This window comes from Chitinophaga sp. S165, assembly GCF_003182155.1.
GTDB lineage: Bacteria > Bacteroidota > Bacteroidia > Chitinophagales > Chitinophagaceae > Chitinophaga.
This window is the reverse complement of sequence record NZ_QGTG01000001.1, coordinates 243,036-261,125: the sequence shown is the minus strand read 5'-3', so window position 1 is coordinate 261,125 and position 18,090 is coordinate 243,036. Positions and strand designations below refer to the sequence as shown.

Below are 18,090 nucleotides of genomic sequence, written 5' to 3'. Positions count from 1 at the left end.
ATAATTTATGATAAGAATTAATCAATGGTAATTATGGGAATGATCAGCGGCGGGACTTAGCGTCTATACGGATAGACTGCGTTTGTCTGGCTGGTGTTGTTTCGGCAGAGGCTACGTTTCTGGCGGTATCCAGTGTACACCTCATTGCTAAGAGGCCTGTAATGACGATATTGGCGAGAATCCCTATAATCTTTTTCATGGCTCATCTATTTTGTTTTCATTTTATGATCCAAATATAGTCCTACCATAAATCGATATCCAATGGATAATCAGGCAAATGGACAAATTTGACCGCGGACCGGACATATCGTTACTCCGGTATTTGCCTCAAACGAAAAAGCCCCCAAAAGTGAGGACACTTCTGAGGGCGTGACGGGGTACCGCCTTTCCTTCATCATCTCTACCGGGTTATTAAACAGGGAATTCATCCCGGAAAGTGCCTCCACTTTCCATGGTCCGGAGTTCTGGTTCATTACACAGACAATCCTCCAACTCTCTTATGATAGTATCTTTTTCAAGTTCTCTGCCGATGATCACTATTTCATTGTAACGGTCTCCAAAACGTTTATCCCACCTATTGTCTATATCATCTTCATTGTCCAGGAACGAAGCGTAACGTATCCGTTCCTGGTAAGGCATGCTGCACCACCATACGCCCGCACGTTCCGCCCGCAGACTACCACCTGCCTGGCTCCAGTTCAGCGCATCATCTTTACGTGATGCGAGCCAGAAAAGGCCCTTACTGCGAATGATATTGGAGTGCCAGTCGTTGTTCAGATACTGCCAGAAACGTTCCGGATGAAATGGTTTCCTGCTACGGTACACAAAGCTGCTGATACCGTATTCTTCCGTTTCAGGCGTATGATGCGACTTGTTCAGTTCTTCTATCCATCCTGCGCTCTGGCTGGTTTCTTCAAAGTCAAAAAGGTGGGTATTCAATACCTGTTGCAGATCGATCCTGCCAAAGGAAGATGGAATAATGCGTGCTGCGGCATTCATTTTACGAATGACGGCCTGTAGCATTCCCAGCTCTTCCTGTGTAATGAGATCTGTTTTATTCAGGATGATGACGTTCGCAAATTCAATCTGGTCAGTCAGCAGGTTCACAATGGTCCTATTGTCTCCTTCCATATCACTAGCCTCCCTGTCCTGTAACGTTTCAATACTGCTGAAATCTCTGAGAAAATTAAAACAGTCCACAACCGTTACCAGTGTATCCAGTCTGGACAAACTACTCAGGTCAGTACCATTCGCTTCGTCCACGTAGCTGAACGTCTGGGCTACAGGTAATGGTTCGCTGATACCCGAGCTTTCTATCAGCAGATAATCAAACCTTCCTTCTTTCGCCAGCTTTTCTACTTCTATCAGGAGATCTTCACGTAACGTACAGCAGATACAGCCATTGCTCATTTCGACCAGCTTCTCTTCTGTCCGGTTCAGCGTTTGCTCATTCCTGACCAGTTGTGCGTCAATATTAACCTCACTCATGTCGTTGACAATAACGGCCACTTTCAGGCCCTCTCTATTGTGCAGGACGTGATTGAGCAAAGTGGTCTTGCCAGCGCCGAGAAAGCCACTCAGCACCGTTACAGGTAATCTGTCAGTTATCATATAAAATAGTTATTAAAATAGAACGCCCGTACCGGGTAATCAGCACCCGGAAAGGATTTGCACAGTATATTCTAGACTGTGACCTATACTATTTGCATCTTTGTTGCAAATGTATAGTATTTAGGATTAAATCCAAATCCTTATTAAAATGATTTTGACTTACTCAGGGAATTAGTGTAAATTCTGGTAACCACGTTATCAGTCAGGATTGTTAATCACTAAAAACGTAAACAGATGAGAACCCCTTATTTTATAATAGTGGTCGTAGCATTTGTACTTTCCACCTCCTGCCGAAAAACAGATACGCTTAGAACTACCATTCCCGGACAAGAAGACCCGCAGGAACGCATACCTAAATCGGTTATTAATGCTTTTGTTAAACAGCAGCTCGACGCGCATGGCTATTTCGATTGGAAAATGGCGAACGATACAATGGTTTGGAGTGCCTTGCTGCATGGGGATAGTATCCTTTCCGTAGGATATTCTGCATCTTCCAGCGCAGGCGAAATATTAGCGTTGATCGGCAATAAAGAAGATGTCGCGTCAGGAAAAGATCAACATAATCCCACTGCTGAAAAACTACGTTTCCTGAACGTACGCGTCAGTCGTTATGAAACTGTCAGCGCTCTCCGGTCATCTGACAAAGTGCGTTATGCGGAGCCTATCGGTTATGGTGCTTTTATGAAAGATGTAAATCCGAGAGACGCAGCGGCAGCATCAGACATTCTGGCCTCAGGTTGTGGTTATAACTCGGCCAAGACAGATCTCGTTGCAGGTGTTGACTTTATGGCGATATCACCAGCTGCCAAACTCTCCTGGAACTATGGTTATCATCGCATAGAACAGGCATGGCAGCGTTCAACGGGACAGCATATTAAAGTGATGATCATTGATACAGGCGTTAGTCCGCAGCAGGAGAACCTGGGAAGCGCTTTCAATCAGGGCTTGTCTTCGGGCAGGACCATACAAAAACTGGGCACTTACAACAGCAGTCCGGACGATCCATGCGGGCATGGCACCAGTATGGCAGGTGTGCTTGCAGGACCGAGAGGCACTGACGGTAATACTGCCGGGATAGCCTATAACTGTGATCTTGTCATTGTACATGCAGCGGAGAATGTTGTATTGCTTTCCACCAGTGCAATTAATGGCGTTACCAATGCGTATGTATTGGGCGCTGACGATCCTGCGGTGAAGATCATCAGTATGAGTATGGGCACGCTCTTTAGTTCAGGTCAGATTAAAGACGCCCTTAGTTATGCTTACAGCAAACAAAAACTGATGTTCTGTGCGGCAGGTACTTCCACTTCCTTCTTTGCAGGTTTTGTAGGAGTAATATTTCCGGCCAATCAGCCACAGGTAGTGGCAGTTACAGGAATGAAGGACAACCTGAGAGATCGCTGCGACGCTTGTCATACGGGTAGTAAGGTCGACTTTGCTATTGTTATGCAAAAATCGTCCGGAAGAAATCCTTTGAGCATTGCCATGACCGGAAATGTACCTTCTACTGTAGGCGGATCTTCTGTGGCAACGGCCAGTTGTGCGGCAATCGCAGCATTGGTCTGGAGTAAATATCCGGCTTATCCGAGGGATAGCATTATAGCCAGGATGGCCCGTGCATCCGGGTTTGCCAATAGCAGAAGCAGCAAATTCGGCTGGGGCCTGATCGACGCAAATGCCGCAGTTGGCTTCTGATTCATCTTTTGAGGATCCTGTTCTGCAGGACCCTCTGCATGATCTCCTCTTTCTGATAACGTGATACTGGTACCTGGTACCCCGAAACGCCCAGCATATTACCCTCGATCGCATCGATCTTGTCTATTGCAACAAGATAGGATTTGTGCGGCTGGATGAATTTGTCTGCCGGTAAATGTTCCTGTAACATCTTCAGGGTAAGATGTGTCATCATCTTCTTTTCTTTGGTGTAGATGACTACATAATTCTCCATCCCTTCCGCAAATAATATATCTGCTACCAGTACTTTCTCCAGCTTACTGTCTACCTTCACAAAGAAATATTCCTGCTGCGGTTTCACCTGTTGCTGCAGGCTGAAATAATCGAACGCTTTATTTGCTGCGCGTAGAAAGCGATCAAAAGAAACTGGTTTCAGCAGGTAGTCCAGTACTTCGAGTTCATAGCCCTGCACGGCATACTTTTCGTAAGCTGTGGTGAAAATCACCTTTGGTGGTCTGGCTAATGTTTTCAACAGGTCGATCCCTGACAGATAAGGCATTTCTATGTCGAGGAATAACAGGTCAACAGCTTCCTGCTTAAGGAAGGCGTTTAACTCTACAGCACTCTCGCAAACGGTTACAAGTTCCAGGAAATCTATCTGTCCTACGTACCCCTGTAATCCTTTTCTTGCATAGGGCTCATCATCCGTGATGACGCATCTGATCTTCATCTTCTTCAGTTATTATTGTCTGGTAAGCAAGCGGTTCCGGTTGGATGGATAATGCCACTCTAAAGGTATGCTCCGTTTTGCTGACCTCAAATGTATGTTTTCCCGGGTATAAAAGTTCCAGCCGCCGTTTCAGGTTCTCCAGCCCGATGCCTCCTGCTTTTGCCGGCGTGGTGAATTTAGGGATGGCATTCTCTACTACAAAGTGTATCCTGTCATTCTCCACGGATGCCTGAATGTTGATCCAGTATTCTCCGCCTACATATTTAAAAGCGTTCTCCACCAACGGGAAAAGTAATAAGGGATAGACCTGCTGATCGTACAGATCGGGATCCAGCTGTAAATTCAGTACTAACTTATCGGAAGCCCGTACTTTTTGCAGGTTGATAAAACTATGCAGGTATTGTATTTCATGCCTGATAGAAACTGTTTGCTGCTGATCGTACAACTGGTAGCGCAACAGTTCTGAAAACTGTTCCACACTCTTCTTGGCGGCATTGACATCTTCGTCCATCTGGAAATAAATAGTATTGAGTGCATTGAAGATAAAATGAGGATGCAGCTGGGACTTAAGGAACTTCAATTCTGCCTGCAGCTGATCATTCATCACTTCCTGCAGCTTTGTCTTATTATTTACATATGCTTCCAGAAAAGTGTTGCTACGACTTACGCCGTAGTAGATCAGGGAATACAATAATGGCACGAGGTTAATATCTGCTACGTCATACCATTGCGCACCGTCGTCTGTAAAAGCTGCCATCGGCAGTACAAATATATTCTGAAACAGGATGGTCACCAGTGAAATAACGCCTGCTTCCTTCAGTACCCGTTTCCTGTAATTGGTCATATCTGTCCAATGCTTATCAAAATAGCGGTACAGGTAATGATGCATACCGATCAGCAGATATCCAAACAACACACAACAGGAAATCTCAAACAGGTTCAGTTCCCAGGACCTTTCCCAGAATCTCATACCAGTAACAGTATCCAGCAGCAGCCGGATACTGAAATAGGTGATCAGACCATAAATGGCGGGGAAATAATATCTACGGAAATTACTCATGAAATATGATATTTCTTTATGATGCCGGTAATAATATCCTTTCTTCTGCGGTATCTTTTTCGGGTTTATCTGCTTCCCTCCTGTTCTGTTTTGCCGCAGGTTTCATACCAAATAGAAACCGGCATACAGCATAAGGACGGATCAGCAAATGAAAGATCCCCATAGACAATATAAACGTTGTTATCACAATGAACAGATACTTCGCACCTATTGTATCAGTAGTTTGTACAACATAATATGCAAGGATAACAATAACTGTCTGATGTAAGATGTAAAAAGGATACACTGCCTGGTTCAGATAGTTCAGCGCCGGATGAGGTTTGTCGAGATACTGTTTACCATACCCGATAGCAGTGAGCACCCATCCCCACGCACATATTGCCTTTAATGCAAGATAAGCATAAGTCCCGGGATCCTGGTCCCAGTTTACCAGTACGTCCCAGGGTTGCAGATCATTCCAGCGAAGATAATTGATCCCTACGATAGACAGGAACGCTACCAGGAAAGAAGTATATCTGTTCCTTTGCAGACTATCCATTAGCGAAGGCTGCGCGATACAGAGGAAACCCGGCAGCAGGAAACACAACCAGTAAAAGAAATAACACCAGTCTTCCACCAGGTTATTTGTTTCGGGAAATTGCCTGGAGAAGGCAGCAAAGACAGCAATACCGGGAATCGCCAGCAGGTATACCCGCTTTCCTTTTGCCAGCGAGTTTAATCCTTTACGGAATGCAGCGCCTCGGGAAGAGATGATCCAGACAAATACCGGAGCAAAAAGTATATCATAGATCAGGAGGTAAACAATGAACCACAGGTGATGCCAACTGATGTCTCCTTTGGGATAGGCACCCGTAGTGAACATGTTACTATAGAACTGCCAGAAATTGCCTTTAAAGCCTTGTGTGATGCGTTCCATATACACCTGTGGAGGAACGATGACAAGTATGCCGAGAATAACGGGAACTAATAATCTCCTGACGCGTAACCCGATGAAGCTCCCACCGCTACGGTGCTGCAACATAAAGTAACTGACGGTACCTGAAATAAAAAACAACAGAGGCATCCTGAAAAGGTGCATCCAGTATACCAGCTCTAAGAAAAGATTGCTCGTCTCCTTATTCCGGATATGCCATTCCAGTTCTGCGCCAAAGGGCATCGCGGAATGAAAGACCAGGACGCCGAAGATGGCCAGGATACGGAGCCAGTCGAGATAGGCTTGTCTGGGAGTAGTATGAGTTTGCATAGCAGGGAATTTTTATGCTAAAATATCCCTGCGGGAAGACCGGGTAAATTTTGTTTGACGTCTGGCATGCTTTGTTGGGTCAACAGCATAGAAGGAAGATCACCGGGAATATGTAATTTTGCCCGCAAATGATCTTATGAACGGAACTGTCCTTATAATAGATGATGAAGAGAAGCTGCGCAGCCTGATGAAACGTATTATTGCACTGGAAGGCTTCCATGTACTGGAAGCCGGCAATATTAAAAGTGCTCAGAAAATAATTGAAAAGGAAGAAATAGACGTAGTCCTCTGCGACGTAAAACTACCGGATGGTACCGGCGTCGACTTCTCAAAGACACTGAAAGAGAAATATCCTGCTATAGAAATTATCCTGCTGACTGCATACGGGAACATCCCTGACGGCGTACAGGCTATTAAGAACGGCGCCTTCGACTACCTTACCAAAGGTGATGACAATAACCGCATTATCCCGCTCCTGAACAGGGCTATTGAAAAGGTCCAGCTTCAGAAACGTATCGAAAAGCTGGAGAAACAGGTCGGTAAGAAGTACAGCTTTGACAGTATCCTGGGTACCTCCCGCCCTATCCGGGATGCCATTGAGCAGGCCAGCAAAGTAGCTCCCGCAGATACTACCGTTCTGCTACTGGGGGAAACCGGTACGGGTAAGGAAGTATTCGCCCAGGCTATTCATAATAATAGTAAGAGAGTGGGCAAACCGTTTGTCGCCCTTAACTGTAGTGCCTTTAGCCGGGAACTGCTGGAAAGTGAGCTTTTCGGTTATAAGGCAGGCGCCTTCACCAATGCCAATAGGGATAAAAAGGGATTGATCGAGGAAGCCAATACCGGGACCATCTTCCTGGATGAGATCGGGGAAATGCCTCCTGACCTCCAAAGTAAGCTGCTCCGGGTACTGGAGACCAGTGAATTCATCAAAGTAGGCGATACGAAGCCCACCAAGGTCAATGTAAGGATCATTGCGGCTACTAACCGGGATTTGAAAGAAGAGGCCGAAAAAGGGCATTTCCGTGAAGATCTGTACTATCGTCTGAACGTCTTCGCCATCATGCTACCTCCTTTAAGAGAAAGAAAGAAGGATATTCCGGCCCTGGCCGAGTTTTTCGTAGGCGTCTTTTCCGCTAAGATCAACCAGCGTAAACAGCAGATCACACCGGGCTTTATTGAGAAGTTACAGCTTCATGAATGGAAAGGAAATATCCGTGAACTGAAGAACGTCCTGGAAAGGGCGGTCATCCTAGCCGGAGGAGCAGATCTGTCCATAGAACACCTTCCGCTGGACCTTCAGATCGCTGATAAGATCAGTACCGGCGGACAATCCTCCTTTGACCTTGCCAGTGTCGAAAAGCTACATATTATCAAGGTGTTACATCATACCAAGAACAATAAAACAGAGGCCGCGCGCCTGCTGAATATCGGTCTTGCTACCCTCTACCGCAAGATCGAAGAATACGGTTTAAATAATTAACAGGAATCTGCCAAAAGACGCATTCCTTTTATACAGTAGCATGCTATGCTACTATATAAAAGGAATGCGCCAGCTTATCCCCGATTCAGATCTAGTTTTAGATCAGGTTAGTTGTAATATCGATATTTCCGTGTAATGCCTTGGAATACGGACATGTCTTATGTGCGGTATCTACCAGCATTTGTGCTACGTCTTTGTCAATACCTGGGAGATGTACGTTCAGACGGGCCTGAAGCAAATATTCAACTCCTGTCACCCCAAGATCAACTTCAGTATCCACGTAGAAGTCTTCCGGTAATTTAACTTTGGCCTTATTGGCTGCGATACCGATCGCGCCGATGAAACAGGCAGACCAACCTGCTGCCAGCAATTGTTCCGGGTTTGTACCGTTACCTTTTGCTCCGGGAGATGTGAGTTCAATATCCAGATGACCATCAGAGCTTTTTGAGAAACCTTCTCGGCCGCCGGTTGTATGTGTTTTACCTGTATAGATTACTTTTTCGATTTTTGGAGTAGCGATCACCCCGTTAGTGTTGTTTGACATGATCTGTTTAGTTTAGATTTTTTTAACAATTAAATACTTCTATAATTTATTCAGTGAACTTTCTTATGATTGAAATCCGGTCCTGGCGGCACCTATGATACGGCCATCTGCATTGCGCTGAACGAAGCCGATCAGTTCCCAGCCTTTTCCGGTGAAGTCCTGCGGTAATGTCATTACCACTTCCTCCTTGCTGTTGGCGTCAACATGTGCCAGCTGTCTTACGATCTGTACGTGCGATAATTTCCTGCCTGAATTCTCCCCTGCCATTACTTTACTCTCGGCTGATTTCTGTACCAGGGTAAGCACTAGTTCTGTGTTCTTTTTATCGCCGGTCACTTCATGTTCTATGTACAATTTACCTTGTGCGATCTTATACTGGAGTTTAACTTCAGCTCCGGGCGCTTCTTCCAGACCGTTGGAGATCGCTTTCACGATAGAACTACCGTTTGAACCTACAAACTCCCTGGTGCCATTTATTACCGCCTGCGGCGTATAAATAGTGGAAAGGTTCAACCAGCCTGCATATTGCTCCTGTCTTACGGAATATTCATGATCACTGAAGCGGTCTTTCCAACCCTGGTGATCCCAATAGTCTACATGGAAGGCCATTATATATATTTCCTTATTCTCGTTACCTTCCTGGATACGCTCAATTAATTCATCGGCCGGCGGACAACTAGAACAACCTTCCGAAGTGAATAGTTCAACAACTGCGAAGCCTTTATTGTCCTTCGCTTTCTGTACATCTTTCATCATTTTCTGGTTTGATGCATTTACAAATGCTGCCATGCCTATCAGAACACCTATCAAGGCAATACTCATAATAATTACTCTACCTGGTTTCATATCTTTTATCGTTGAATGTTTTAAAATTTCGTTACGCCTCATTGCCAATCATGACACAAATGGACGCCAATTTCAGAACAATACATAGTAGCAGATAGGCCGATCGGCCAAATTGGGAGGTGAACCGGACATCCGGGGCGTCCAATTTCAGGGGGTATATCTCATTCAAATTGATAGTCCTTTCTCAAAATGAGAGGGTTTTAAGGACCTTATTTTACCCGCGTGCCATTTCCCCTTCAATTGCTCTCCTTACCAGTACCGGCTTCCGGCCGAAAACACATTCCTGTGACAGGAACAGGCATGCCGTTGGCCTTTATTACCCCGTAAATCAATTTTTATGAACCAATATGAAGCCGCCGCTCAGATAGCGGATGAAATACCAGAAATACAAACTGAGATCGTACGCGCTCCTGTTTTTGGAAGTGCCTATCTCTCTGTAAAAGTATTGGCTAACTATACCGGTAAGATGTTACAACAGCATCAGCTGCGCCAGGTACAACGTTGTATGGTGCTCGCTGAGAAGATCTACAACCGTGGCAATCAGTTGGTGAAAACTGCTATTGAAAACGTTTTCATCTTCTCCTTCTCCAATCTAAGGATGTCCTGCAGTCGCCAGGAATGGTTAGAAATACAGCGGGTAATGCCTGCGGTGTTATTCTCTCTCTACATTCAGCAGGTGCTGAAACCAGGGGTATAATCTGTCATCAATATAAACTACTATCATATGCTCATCGCGATCTACCTGCTTATAATGCTGGTTTGCTTTTACATCTTTTACAAATCGATAGATTTCTTCGAAAACATATAATTGAATATTTATGATGACAATATTGCTGATAATATCCATCCTCGTATTTATCTACCTGGTGTATGTTCTCCTGAAACCTGAAAAATTCTGACACAAACCGATTAATAATGAACAGCGAAATACTAGGTGTCATCCTCACCTTTATCGTAACACTGGTGATAGCTTTCCCACTTGGCAAATACATTTCAAAAGTATTCCAGGGCGAGCGTGTCATCACCGACTTCCTGAATCCTGTGGAGCGCTTTATCTACCGCATTTGCGGGATAGATCCTCATAAAGAGATGAACTGGAAGCAACACATGGCAGCATTGTTATCAATTAACTTCGTATGGTTGATCTATGCATTTGTTGTTCTGCTGTTCCAGTCGCATCTGCCTCTCAATCCGGACGGTAACCCGGATATGACACCGGACCTTGCTTTCAATACGGCCATCAGTTTCCTGGTGAACTGTAACCTCCAGCACTATTCCGGAGAGTCCGGCGTTACCTATTTTTCCCAACTGTTTGTGATCACATTCCTGCAATTCGTATCTGCCGCTACCGGCGTCGCCGCTGTTGCAGTATTGTTCCGGGCCTTCGCTGAAAAAACAACAGAAAAGCTGGGTAACTTCTTCGTATTCTTCACCAAAACGATCACCCGTATATTGCTGCCTTTGAGCATTATTATGGCCATCATCCTGGCGTTCAACGGCACACCTGCCAGCTTTGACGGGAAAGACAGTATTGTCACCGTTCAGGGCGATTCCGTACAGGTTTCCAGAGGTCCTGCTGCCGGTATGATCGCTATTAAGCACCTGGGTACTAATGGCGGTGGATGGTATGGCGCTAACTCAGCCCATCCGCTGGAGAACCCGAACTACTTTACCAATATGGTAGAGATCATTGCCCAGGTGATATTGCCTATGGCACTGATCTTCGCTTTCGGTTTCTTTATCCGCAGAAGAAAGCTTGGTTATATCATCTTTGGCGTCATGACCGTAGGTATGCTGACGCTCATGATACCGACACTTATCTCCGAAATGAGCGGCAACCCTGTCCTCGGCCATATGGGGCTGAAAGACATCTCTGCGATGGAAGGCAAGGAAGTACGTCTGGGTGTTGCTGCTTCCGCTTACTGGCAGGTAATGACCACTATCATTTCTACCGGATCGATCAACTCCATGCATGACAGTTCTATGCCTATATCCGGCGCTATGCAGATGTTGGGTATGATGACCAATTGTTTCTATGGTGGTAAAGGCGTAGGTCTTCTCAACTACTTTATCTTCCTGATCATCGCGGTGTTCATCTCCGGACTGATGGTGGGACGTACGCCCGAGTTTATGGGACGCAAAGTAGAAGCACGTGAAATGAAGATCGCTGCTATCATTGCACTTTTCCATCCATTCCTGATACTGGTGGGTACAGCGTTGTCAGCGTACTTCGCAGCACATCATCCGCAAATGGCATGGTCAGTACAACCGTCTGCCTGGTTCAACAATCCTTCCAATCACGGATTCTCAGAAATGCTTTATGAGTATACTTCATCCTCTGCCAACAATGGCTCCGGCTTTGAAGGTTTAGCAGACAACAATATCTTCTGGAACATCACCACGGGTGTAGTCATGATACTCGGCCGCTTCATCCCTATTATCGGGCCGGTAGCTATCGCGGGTATACTTGCCAAAAAGAAATATATCCCTGAATCCGCCGGTACATTGCAGACCGATACCGCAACATTCGGTATCATGACCTACGCTGTGATCATGATCATAGCAGCGCTGGCCTTCTTCCCTGCACTGACCCTCGGACCTATCGCAGAATATTTCCAGTCCTACTAATAAACCGTTGTTACTATCCTATATCATTATCTGTTATTGTCCTATGACAACCCTTGTTCGCAAAATTGAATTATATGTCTGAACACAATCATAATAAACTTTTTGAACCGGCCCTGGTGAGCGGCGCCTTAAAGCAGGCTTTTGTCAAACTCTCTCCAAAAATCATGTTCCGTAATCCGGTGATGTTCACCGTGGAGATCGGTACTGCTATCATGCTGGTTGTAACACTATATACTGCCTTTACAGGAGATAAATCACAAGGCTCTTTCGGTTATAACCTCGCTGTGTTTATCATCCTGCTGCTGACCCTTCTCTTTGCCAATTTCGCGGAAGCGATCGCAGAAGCAAGAGGTAAAGCGCAGGCGGAAAGCCTTCGTAAAACAAGGGAAGAAACACCTGCCAAGAAGGTGTTGGCAGTGGGTGAAATGTACACTAATGAGATCAAGATCGTTCCTTCTTCACAGTTGCGCAAGGGTGATTTCTTCATTTGCGAAGCTGGTGACATGATACCTATGGACGGTGAGATAGTGCATGGACTGGCTACCATCGACGAGTCGGCCATTACAGGTGAATCTGCTCCTGTGATCCGTGAATCCGGTGGCGATAAATCGTCTGTAACAGGTGGTACCAAAGTGCTGAGCGACAGGATCAAGGTACGTGTAACCACCGATCCCGGAGAAAGCTTCCTGGACAAAATGATCGCGCTTGTAGAAGGCGCCAGCCGTCAGAAGACGCCTAATGAAATTGCCCTTACCATCCTGCTGGCAAGTTTTACGCTGGTCTTCACCATCGTTTGCGTAACCCTTAAGCCGTTTGGTGATTACGCCAATACACCTATTACTATTGCTGCTTTTGTTTCCCTGTTCGTCTGTCTTATACCTACAACCATTGGCGGGCTACTCAGTGCGATCGGTATCGCGGGAATGGACCGTGCACTGAGAGCCAACGTCATCACTAAAAGTGGTAAAGCGGTCGAAACTGCAGGCGACCTGGATACTTTGTTGCTCGACAAAACGGGTACCATCACTATCGGTAACCGTAAAGCCACCCAATTCTGGCCAGCTTACGGCGTTGGCAAGAAAGAGTTCTTTGAAGCGTGTGCGATGGCATCTATGGCGGATGAAACACCTGAAGGGAAATCCATCGTGGAACTGGCTGCAGAGAAAGGTATTAAGACGCCTCAACTGAACAAAGATGAAGTAACCTTTATCGAGTTCACCGCTGAAACACGCAGCAGCGGGATCAATCTCGACGGCATGCGGATCCGCAAGGGCGCGTATGATGCTATCCGCAACATCGTACAGAAAGCGGGTCATGTATTCCCTGCCGAAACAGAAGAGAAAGTAAAAGAGATCTCTTCCAATGGTGGTACACCGCTGGTGGTGAGCCGCAACGAACAAGTGATCGGCGTGATCGAGCTACAGGATATTATCAAACCTGGCATTCGTGAACGTTTCGAACGCCTGCGCCGCATGGGTGTAAAGACGGTGATGGTTACGGGCGACAATCCGCTGACCGCGAAATACATTGCTGAAAAAGCCGGTGTGGACGATTTCATTGCAGAAGCCAAACCTGAAGACAAAATGATCTATATCCGCAAGGAACAGGAAGGCGGAAAACTGGTAGCGATGATGGGAGACGGAACCAACGACGCTCCTGCATTAGCCCAGGCTGACGTAGGAGTAGCCATGAACAGTGGTACCCAGGCAGCCAAAGAGGCGGGCAACATGGTGGACCTGGATAACGACCCTACCAAACTGATTGAGATCGTGGAAATCGGTAAACAGTTACTGATGACACGCGGTACGCTCACAACCTTTTCCATCGCTAATGACGTAGCAAAATATTTTGCTATCGTACCAGCACTTTTTGTAACCGCTATTCCCGCATTGCAGGGGCTTAACATCATGCACCTTGCTTCTCCGGAGAGCGCTATCCTTTCTGCCGTGATCTTCAATGCACTGATCATTCCTGCGTTGATCCCGTTGGCACTCAGGGGTGTCGCCTACAAACCGATCGGCGCCAGTGCCCTGTTGCGCAGGAACCTGCTGATATATGGTTTTGGTGGTGTTATTATCCCTTTTGTGGGCATCAAGATCATTGACCTGTTCCTTACCCTGTTCATGTAATTAACGTTTAAAAAAACAACGATGAAAAAGTATATATGGCCTTCTATCAAACTGACACTTTTTATGGTGCTCGTTCTTGCAGTTCTTTATCCGTCTTTAATTGCAGCTGTATCCAAAACAGCTCCTGGACAGGGAAAGGGCAGAACTGTCACTGTAAATAACAAAGTGGTGGGTTACGAAAATGTAGGTCAGAACTTCACAGAAGATAAATACTTTAATGGCCGCCCATCTGCGGTTAACTATAATGCTGCCGGATCCGGAGGCTCCAACAAGGGCCTCTCCAATCCGGACTACCAGAAAACAGTACTGGAACGTATCGATACTTTCCTGGTACACAATCCTGGTATAAAAAAGGAAGATATTCCTGCCGAACTGGTAACAGCATCCGGTAGCGGGTTAGATCCTGATCTTTCTCCTGCGGCAGCCCTGATACAGGTAAAACGTATTGCCGCAATACGTCATCTATCAGAGACCAAATTAATGACATTGGTATCCGATCATATTAAACGTCCGCTGCTGGGCGTTGCAGGACCTGCAAAAGTAAATGTGTTGAAACTTAATATAGCCCTCGATACATTAAAATAAAACTATCCGAAATGGACAACGACAGAGTGATCGTCAGAAAGGCGGTGCTTTCAGATTGTAAATATGCTGCGACAATCACCGCAGAAATGGAAGCTTCCGCCAAAGCAAGAGGTACCGGTATCAGCAAACGTTCCGTTACCGCTATTATGAAAAAGATCCGCGAAGGAAAGGCGGTCATCGCATTGACCGTAAATAAGATCTGGGTGGGTTTCTCTTACATAGAAGCCTGGAGCAACGGGGAATTCGTCTCAAACTCAGGGATGATCGTAAATCCCCTGTTCCGTGGACAAGGAGTCGCGTCCCGCATCAAAAGAAGGGTATTCCAGTTATCACGTGAAAAATACCCGGCGGCAAAGTTATTCAGCATTACAAGCGGACTGTCTATTATGCGTATGAACAGCAAGTTAGGTTTTTTACCAGTCACCTTTAATGAAATAACCCGGGACCCTGAATTCTGGAAAGGATGTAAGAGTTGTGTTAACTTTAATATCCTGCAGAAGAAAGGATGCCAGAACTGTCTTTGTACGGCCATGCTTTTTACGCCTCCGGCCATACAGAAAGAAGAAGAAAAAGAAGCCCGGTTGTTAGCCGGCGCGTACTGATCTTCATAACCTGATCCACTCACTCTTTCCGTACTAAGCAACGGGCGCCTTCTCTTTCGGAGAATACCTGCCTGGGTTTAGACGGGGAGTGAGTTTTTGAACGTACCAGCCTATGACTGAAAAAGAAAACAATGCGCAACATTTCCTTGATCTGATCCGTCAGTCCAGAAGAGGAAAGTTTAAAATATACATCGGTATGAGCGCCGGTGTAGGCAAGACCTACCGCATGCTGCAGGAGGCCAGGACCTTACTGCGCAACGGTGTTGATATCAGGATTGCCTACATAGAAACGCACAACCGTGCAGAGACACATGCCCTGCTGGAAGGCTTGCCCATTATTCCCCGCAGGGAATTGTTCTATAAAGGTAAGGCGCTCGAGGAACTGGATATGCAGGCAGTACTTAATCTGCATCCGGAAGTGGTGGTGATCGACGAACTGGCGCATACCAACATAGAAGGCAGCAAGAACGAAAAACGCTGGCAGGATGTACTGGAAATACTCGAAGCGGGCATTAACGTTATCAGTGCGGTCAATATCCAGCATATAGAAGGTTTACAGGAAGAGGTTAAAAGTATCACGGGCGTGGATGTGGCGGAGCGTATCCCTGACCTGTTGCTCCAACAGGCCGATGAGGTTGTGAACATCGATCTCACGGCAGATGAGCTGATCACCCGTCTGAAAGAGGGCAAGATCTATACGACGGACAAAATAGCGATAGCTATAAAGAACTTCTTTCAGCCGGAAAGGATCCTCCAGCTAAGAGAGCTGGCGCTGAAAGAAGTGGCTGCCCAGGTAGAACGTAAAATAGACTCGTCACTTCCGGGAAGCGCTCAGGCAAGAAATGAGCGCTTCCTTGCCTGTGTAAGCAGCAATCATGTCATTGCCAGGAAAGTGATCCGTAAAACCGCCCGGCTTTCCGCCTACTATCAATCCAAATGGTATGTGCTCTACGTGCAGACGCCTAAAGAAGACGGCGACAAGATAGGACTGGCAGCCCAGCGGCATCTTATCAATAACTTCAAACTCGCAATGGAACTGGGTGGAGAAGTGATAAAAGTAAAAAGTACTAATATTGCTAAAAGTATTATGCAAACTGCCGAAGAAAAAAAGATCACTACGATCTGTCTCGGCAAACCACACCTCAATGTAATGGGGATGTTGTTGAATACAGCCGTATTCTCACAACTGCTGGGCAAGTTGTCGGAATCGGACATTGACATTATAATTCTCTCGTGACATGCGCCTCAAAACGAAACTAAGTATAGGCATTGGATTTTTATTTGCAGCTATTCTAATATCCGGGATCATCGGTATATTTTCTATATATCAGCTTAAGAATGACGCGCGTCTTATCCTGGAAGACAATTACGAAACACTCGTGTACAGCAATAACATGCTGACACTAATGGACCGCGTACCATTCGATTCTACAGTACTTCCTGAATTTGAAGACAATCTTGCCAAACAGGAATCAAATATTACGGAAGCAGGCGAAGGCCTCGCTACCGCTGCCGTCAGGAATGTATTCGAGCAACTGAAACATGATCCGTCCAGTGACAGTCTCCAGACGCTTATCCGCCGGGAGATCTATAAGATCAATACAGCAAACCAGAAAGCCATTCTACGCAAGAATGCAGTCGCCGAAAAGAACGCGAAGCGCTTCAGTAATTACACGATGTTCATCTTTGGCTTTCTGGCCCTTGTAGCATTTACGCTGGCAGTTAACTTTCCGGGGATCATCAGCGAGCCTGTAAAGACCCTTTCTGAAGGCATTAAGGCCATAGTCAACAAGGACTATTCAAAACGTATCCGCATCTCACAACACGACGAATTCGGGGAGCTTGCACAGGCGTTTAACAGCATGGCCGAAAAGCTGGATGAATATGAACATAGCAACCTGGCCAAGATCAAATTCGAAAAGAGCCGTATCGATACGATCATCAACCAGATGAATGATGGTATTATCGGCCTTGATGAAAACAGGAACCTGCTCTTTCTGAATAAGGTAGCCGAAAAACTGCTGGGATTACGGGAAACGGAGATCATGGGACAATACGCCCCTGATATTGCTGTCAATAATGACCTCATGCGAAGCCTGCTGAAACAGGACAGTCCCAATAAGGAACTTAAGATCTATGCAGATCAGAAAGAAAGTTATTTCCACCTGGATATCCTTAATGTCACCAACAACGAGAAAGTGATCGGGCAGGTGATCGTACTCCGCAATATCACCCCTTTCCATGAGCTTAATGAAGCTAAAACAAACTTCATCGCCACGATCTCTCATGAGCTAAAAACACCCATTGCGTCCATTAAAATGAGTGCACAGCTGCTGACAGACACCCGTGTAGGGAACGTCAACAAGGAACAGGAGGAACTGGTAAAAAGTATTGCTGACGATGCAAACCGTTTGCTCAAGATCACCAGTGAGCTGCTCAATATGAGCCAGGTGGAAACAGGACATATACAGCTGAAGATAGAGCCTGTATTGCCCGATATCATCATCGACAATGCTGCTAATACAGTGAGTGCACTGGCACAGCAAAAGAATATCGCTATCCGGATCCATAAAAATACGAACAGCAACAGGATCATGACAGACCCGGAGAAAACAGCCTGGGTGCTCACCAATTTCCTGACCAATGCAGTGAAGTATTCTCCTGAAGATGCCGAGATCGAGCTGACCACTTCTCTAAAAGACAACAATATCGAATTTTCCGTTTGTGACCATGGCCGGGGTATTGAAGAAAAATATCTCTCCCGCATATTCGACCGTTATTTCAAGGTGCCCGGAACACCGGAGAAAGTGGGTACAGGCCTGGGATTATCCATCTCCAGGGAGTTTATAGAAGCACAGGGTGGAAAGATCTGGGTAGATAGCAAACTGGGAGAAGGTAGTACCTTTGGCTTCTGTCTCCCAGTGTATAATGGGTAAGGATTATTTCAAGATACGG

At 46.0% G+C, this 18,090-nt stretch carries 17 protein-coding genes; 10 read left to right on the top strand and 7 right to left on the bottom strand.

All coding sequences use genetic code 11. The annotated features are described in order from the left end of the window. Positions 1 to 43: 43 nt before the first annotated feature. Entirely contained in the window at positions 44 to 199 is a 156-nt protein-coding gene (locus C7475_RS32865; RefSeq protein ID WP_158286376.1) for a hypothetical protein, read from the bottom strand. 212 nt (positions 200 to 411) lie between these two features. Next, complete coding sequence (locus tag C7475_RS00975; RefSeq protein WP_110050078.1) at positions 412 to 1,611, bottom strand: GTP-binding protein; 1,200 nt, start codon at positions 1,609 to 1,611, stop codon at positions 412 to 414. A gap of 234 nt (positions 1,612 to 1,845) precedes the next feature. Here C7475_RS00975 and C7475_RS00970 point away from each other — a divergent pair, with 234 nt between their 5' ends. Further along, on the top strand, positions 1,846 to 3,306 hold the full coding sequence (locus C7475_RS00970; protein ID WP_110050076.1) for a S8 family serine peptidase: 1,461 nt from the start codon (positions 1,846 to 1,848) through the stop codon (positions 3,304 to 3,306). A gap of 1 nt (position 3,307) precedes the next feature. Here C7475_RS00970 and C7475_RS00965 read toward each other — a convergent pair whose 3' ends face one another. Genes C7475_RS00965 through C7475_RS00955 form a run of 3 tightly spaced genes read right to left on the bottom strand, consistent with a single transcriptional unit; the run spans position 3,308 to position 6,318 of the window. Then, the gene (locus C7475_RS00965) at positions 3,308 to 4,015 is read right to left on the bottom strand and encodes a LytTR family DNA-binding domain-containing protein (protein WP_110050073.1); all 708 of its coding nucleotides are present in this window, start codon (positions 4,013 to 4,015) and stop codon (positions 3,308 to 3,310) included. Then, complete coding sequence (locus C7475_RS00960; RefSeq protein ID WP_110050071.1) at positions 3,987 to 5,075, bottom strand: sensor histidine kinase; 1,089 nt, start codon at positions 5,073 to 5,075, stop codon at positions 3,987 to 3,989. Before C7475_RS00960 ends, C7475_RS00965 begins: the two co-directional genes overlap by 29 nt. Positions 5,076 to 5,091: 16 nt before the next feature. Beyond that, positions 5,092 to 6,318, bottom strand: coding sequence for an acyltransferase family protein (locus C7475_RS00955; protein WP_110050069.1), 1,227 nt, complete (start codon positions 6,316 to 6,318; stop codon positions 5,092 to 5,094). Positions 6,319 to 6,454: 136 nt separating this feature from the next. Between C7475_RS00955 and C7475_RS00950 the strand changes: the two genes are divergently transcribed. Continuing rightward, positions 6,455 to 7,801 carry a sigma-54 dependent transcriptional regulator gene (locus tag C7475_RS00950; RefSeq protein WP_110050067.1) on the top strand — a complete coding sequence of 449 codons (1,347 nt, stop codon included), beginning with the start codon at positions 6,455 to 6,457 and terminating at the stop codon, positions 7,799 to 7,801. Positions 7,802 to 7,898: 97 nt separating this feature from the next. On the opposite strand, the gene C7475_RS00945 is transcribed toward C7475_RS00950, so the two are convergent. Beyond that, positions 7,899 to 8,345, bottom strand: coding sequence for an organic hydroperoxide resistance protein (locus C7475_RS00945; RefSeq protein ID WP_110050065.1), 447 nt, complete (start codon positions 8,343 to 8,345; stop codon positions 7,899 to 7,901). Between the two features lie 63 nt (positions 8,346 to 8,408). Next, on the bottom strand, positions 8,409 to 9,191 hold the full coding sequence (locus C7475_RS00940; protein ID WP_110050063.1) for a thioredoxin family protein: 783 nt from the start codon (positions 9,189 to 9,191) through the stop codon (positions 8,409 to 8,411). A 337-nt stretch (positions 9,192 to 9,528) separates the two neighbouring features. Between C7475_RS00940 and C7475_RS00935 the strand changes: the two genes are divergently transcribed. The 8 genes from C7475_RS00935 to C7475_RS00900 all read left to right on the top strand — a co-directional run bounded on the left by C7475_RS00935 (position 9,529) and on the right by C7475_RS00900 (position 18,071). After that, positions 9,529 to 9,888, top strand: a complete 360-nt coding sequence (locus tag C7475_RS00935) for a hypothetical protein (RefSeq protein ID WP_110050061.1) — start codon at positions 9,529 to 9,531, stop codon at positions 9,886 to 9,888. 121 nt (positions 9,889 to 10,009) lie between these two features. After that, entirely contained in the window at positions 10,010 to 10,090 is an 81-nt protein-coding gene (gene kdpF / locus C7475_RS33490; RefSeq protein WP_089837633.1) for a K(+)-transporting ATPase subunit F, read from the top strand. Positions 10,091 to 10,106: 16 nt separating this feature from the next. Next, positions 10,107 to 11,819, top strand: a complete 1,713-nt coding sequence (gene kdpA, locus C7475_RS00925) for a potassium-transporting ATPase subunit KdpA (protein ID WP_110050059.1) — start codon at positions 10,107 to 10,109, stop codon at positions 11,817 to 11,819. A 74-nt stretch (positions 11,820 to 11,893) separates the two neighbouring features. After that, positions 11,894 to 13,948, top strand: coding sequence for a potassium-transporting ATPase subunit KdpB (gene kdpB, locus C7475_RS00920; RefSeq protein ID WP_110050056.1), 2,055 nt, complete (start codon positions 11,894 to 11,896; stop codon positions 13,946 to 13,948). 21 nt (positions 13,949 to 13,969) lie between these two features. Continuing rightward, on the top strand, positions 13,970 to 14,533 hold the full coding sequence (locus tag C7475_RS00915) for a K(+)-transporting ATPase subunit C (RefSeq protein WP_110050054.1): 564 nt from the start codon (positions 13,970 to 13,972) through the stop codon (positions 14,531 to 14,533). Positions 14,534 to 14,544: 11 nt separating this feature from the next. Further along, complete coding sequence (locus tag C7475_RS00910; RefSeq protein ID WP_110050052.1) at positions 14,545 to 15,135, top strand: N-acetyltransferase; 591 nt, start codon at positions 14,545 to 14,547, stop codon at positions 15,133 to 15,135. Positions 15,136 to 15,247: 112 nt separating this feature from the next. Further along, a complete protein-coding gene (locus C7475_RS00905; RefSeq protein WP_110050050.1) occupies positions 15,248 to 16,372 on the top strand; it encodes a sensor protein KdpD in 1,125 nt (374 codons plus the stop codon). A gap of 1 nt (position 16,373) precedes the next feature. Next, complete coding sequence (locus tag C7475_RS00900; RefSeq protein WP_110050048.1) at positions 16,374 to 18,071, top strand: ATP-binding protein; 1,698 nt, start codon at positions 16,374 to 16,376, stop codon at positions 18,069 to 18,071. Positions 18,072 to 18,090: the final 19 nt, after the last annotated feature.

Coding starts and splice junctions, on each gene's coding strand:
- C7475_RS32865 (WP_158286376.1), bottom strand. CDS start 199: ATGAAAAAGATTATAGGGATTCTCGCCAATATCGTCATTACAGGCCTC.
- C7475_RS00975 (WP_110050078.1), bottom strand. CDS start 1,611: ATGATAACTGACAGATTACCTGTAACGGTGCTGAGTGGCTTTCTCGGC.
- C7475_RS00970 (WP_110050076.1), top strand. CDS start 1,846: ATGAGAACCCCTTATTTTATAATAGTGGTCGTAGCATTTGTACTTTCC.
- C7475_RS00965 (WP_110050073.1), bottom strand. CDS start 4,015: ATGAAGATCAGATGCGTCATCACGGATGATGAGCCCTATGCAAGAAAA.
- C7475_RS00960 (WP_110050071.1), bottom strand. CDS start 5,075: ATGAGTAATTTCCGTAGATATTATTTCCCCGCCATTTATGGTCTGATC.
- C7475_RS00955 (WP_110050069.1), bottom strand. CDS start 6,318: ATGCAAACTCATACTACTCCCAGACAAGCCTATCTCGACTGGCTCCGT.
- C7475_RS00950 (WP_110050067.1), top strand. CDS start 6,455: ATGAACGGAACTGTCCTTATAATAGATGATGAAGAGAAGCTGCGCAGC.
- C7475_RS00945 (WP_110050065.1), bottom strand. CDS start 8,345: ATGTCAAACAACACTAACGGGGTGATCGCTACTCCAAAAATCGAAAAA.
- C7475_RS00940 (WP_110050063.1), bottom strand. CDS start 9,191: ATGAAACCAGGTAGAGTAATTATTATGAGTATTGCCTTGATAGGTGTT.
- C7475_RS00935 (WP_110050061.1), top strand. CDS start 9,529: ATGAACCAATATGAAGCCGCCGCTCAGATAGCGGATGAAATACCAGAA.
- kdpF (WP_089837633.1), top strand. CDS start 10,010: ATGATGACAATATTGCTGATAATATCCATCCTCGTATTTATCTACCTG.
- kdpA (WP_110050059.1), top strand. CDS start 10,107: ATGAACAGCGAAATACTAGGTGTCATCCTCACCTTTATCGTAACACTG.
- kdpB (WP_110050056.1), top strand. CDS start 11,894: ATGTCTGAACACAATCATAATAAACTTTTTGAACCGGCCCTGGTGAGC.
- C7475_RS00915 (WP_110050054.1), top strand. CDS start 13,970: ATGAAAAAGTATATATGGCCTTCTATCAAACTGACACTTTTTATGGTG.
- C7475_RS00910 (WP_110050052.1), top strand. CDS start 14,545: ATGGACAACGACAGAGTGATCGTCAGAAAGGCGGTGCTTTCAGATTGT.
- C7475_RS00905 (WP_110050050.1), top strand. CDS start 15,248: ATGACTGAAAAAGAAAACAATGCGCAACATTTCCTTGATCTGATCCGT.
- C7475_RS00900 (WP_110050048.1), top strand. CDS start 16,374: ATGCGCCTCAAAACGAAACTAAGTATAGGCATTGGATTTTTATTTGCA.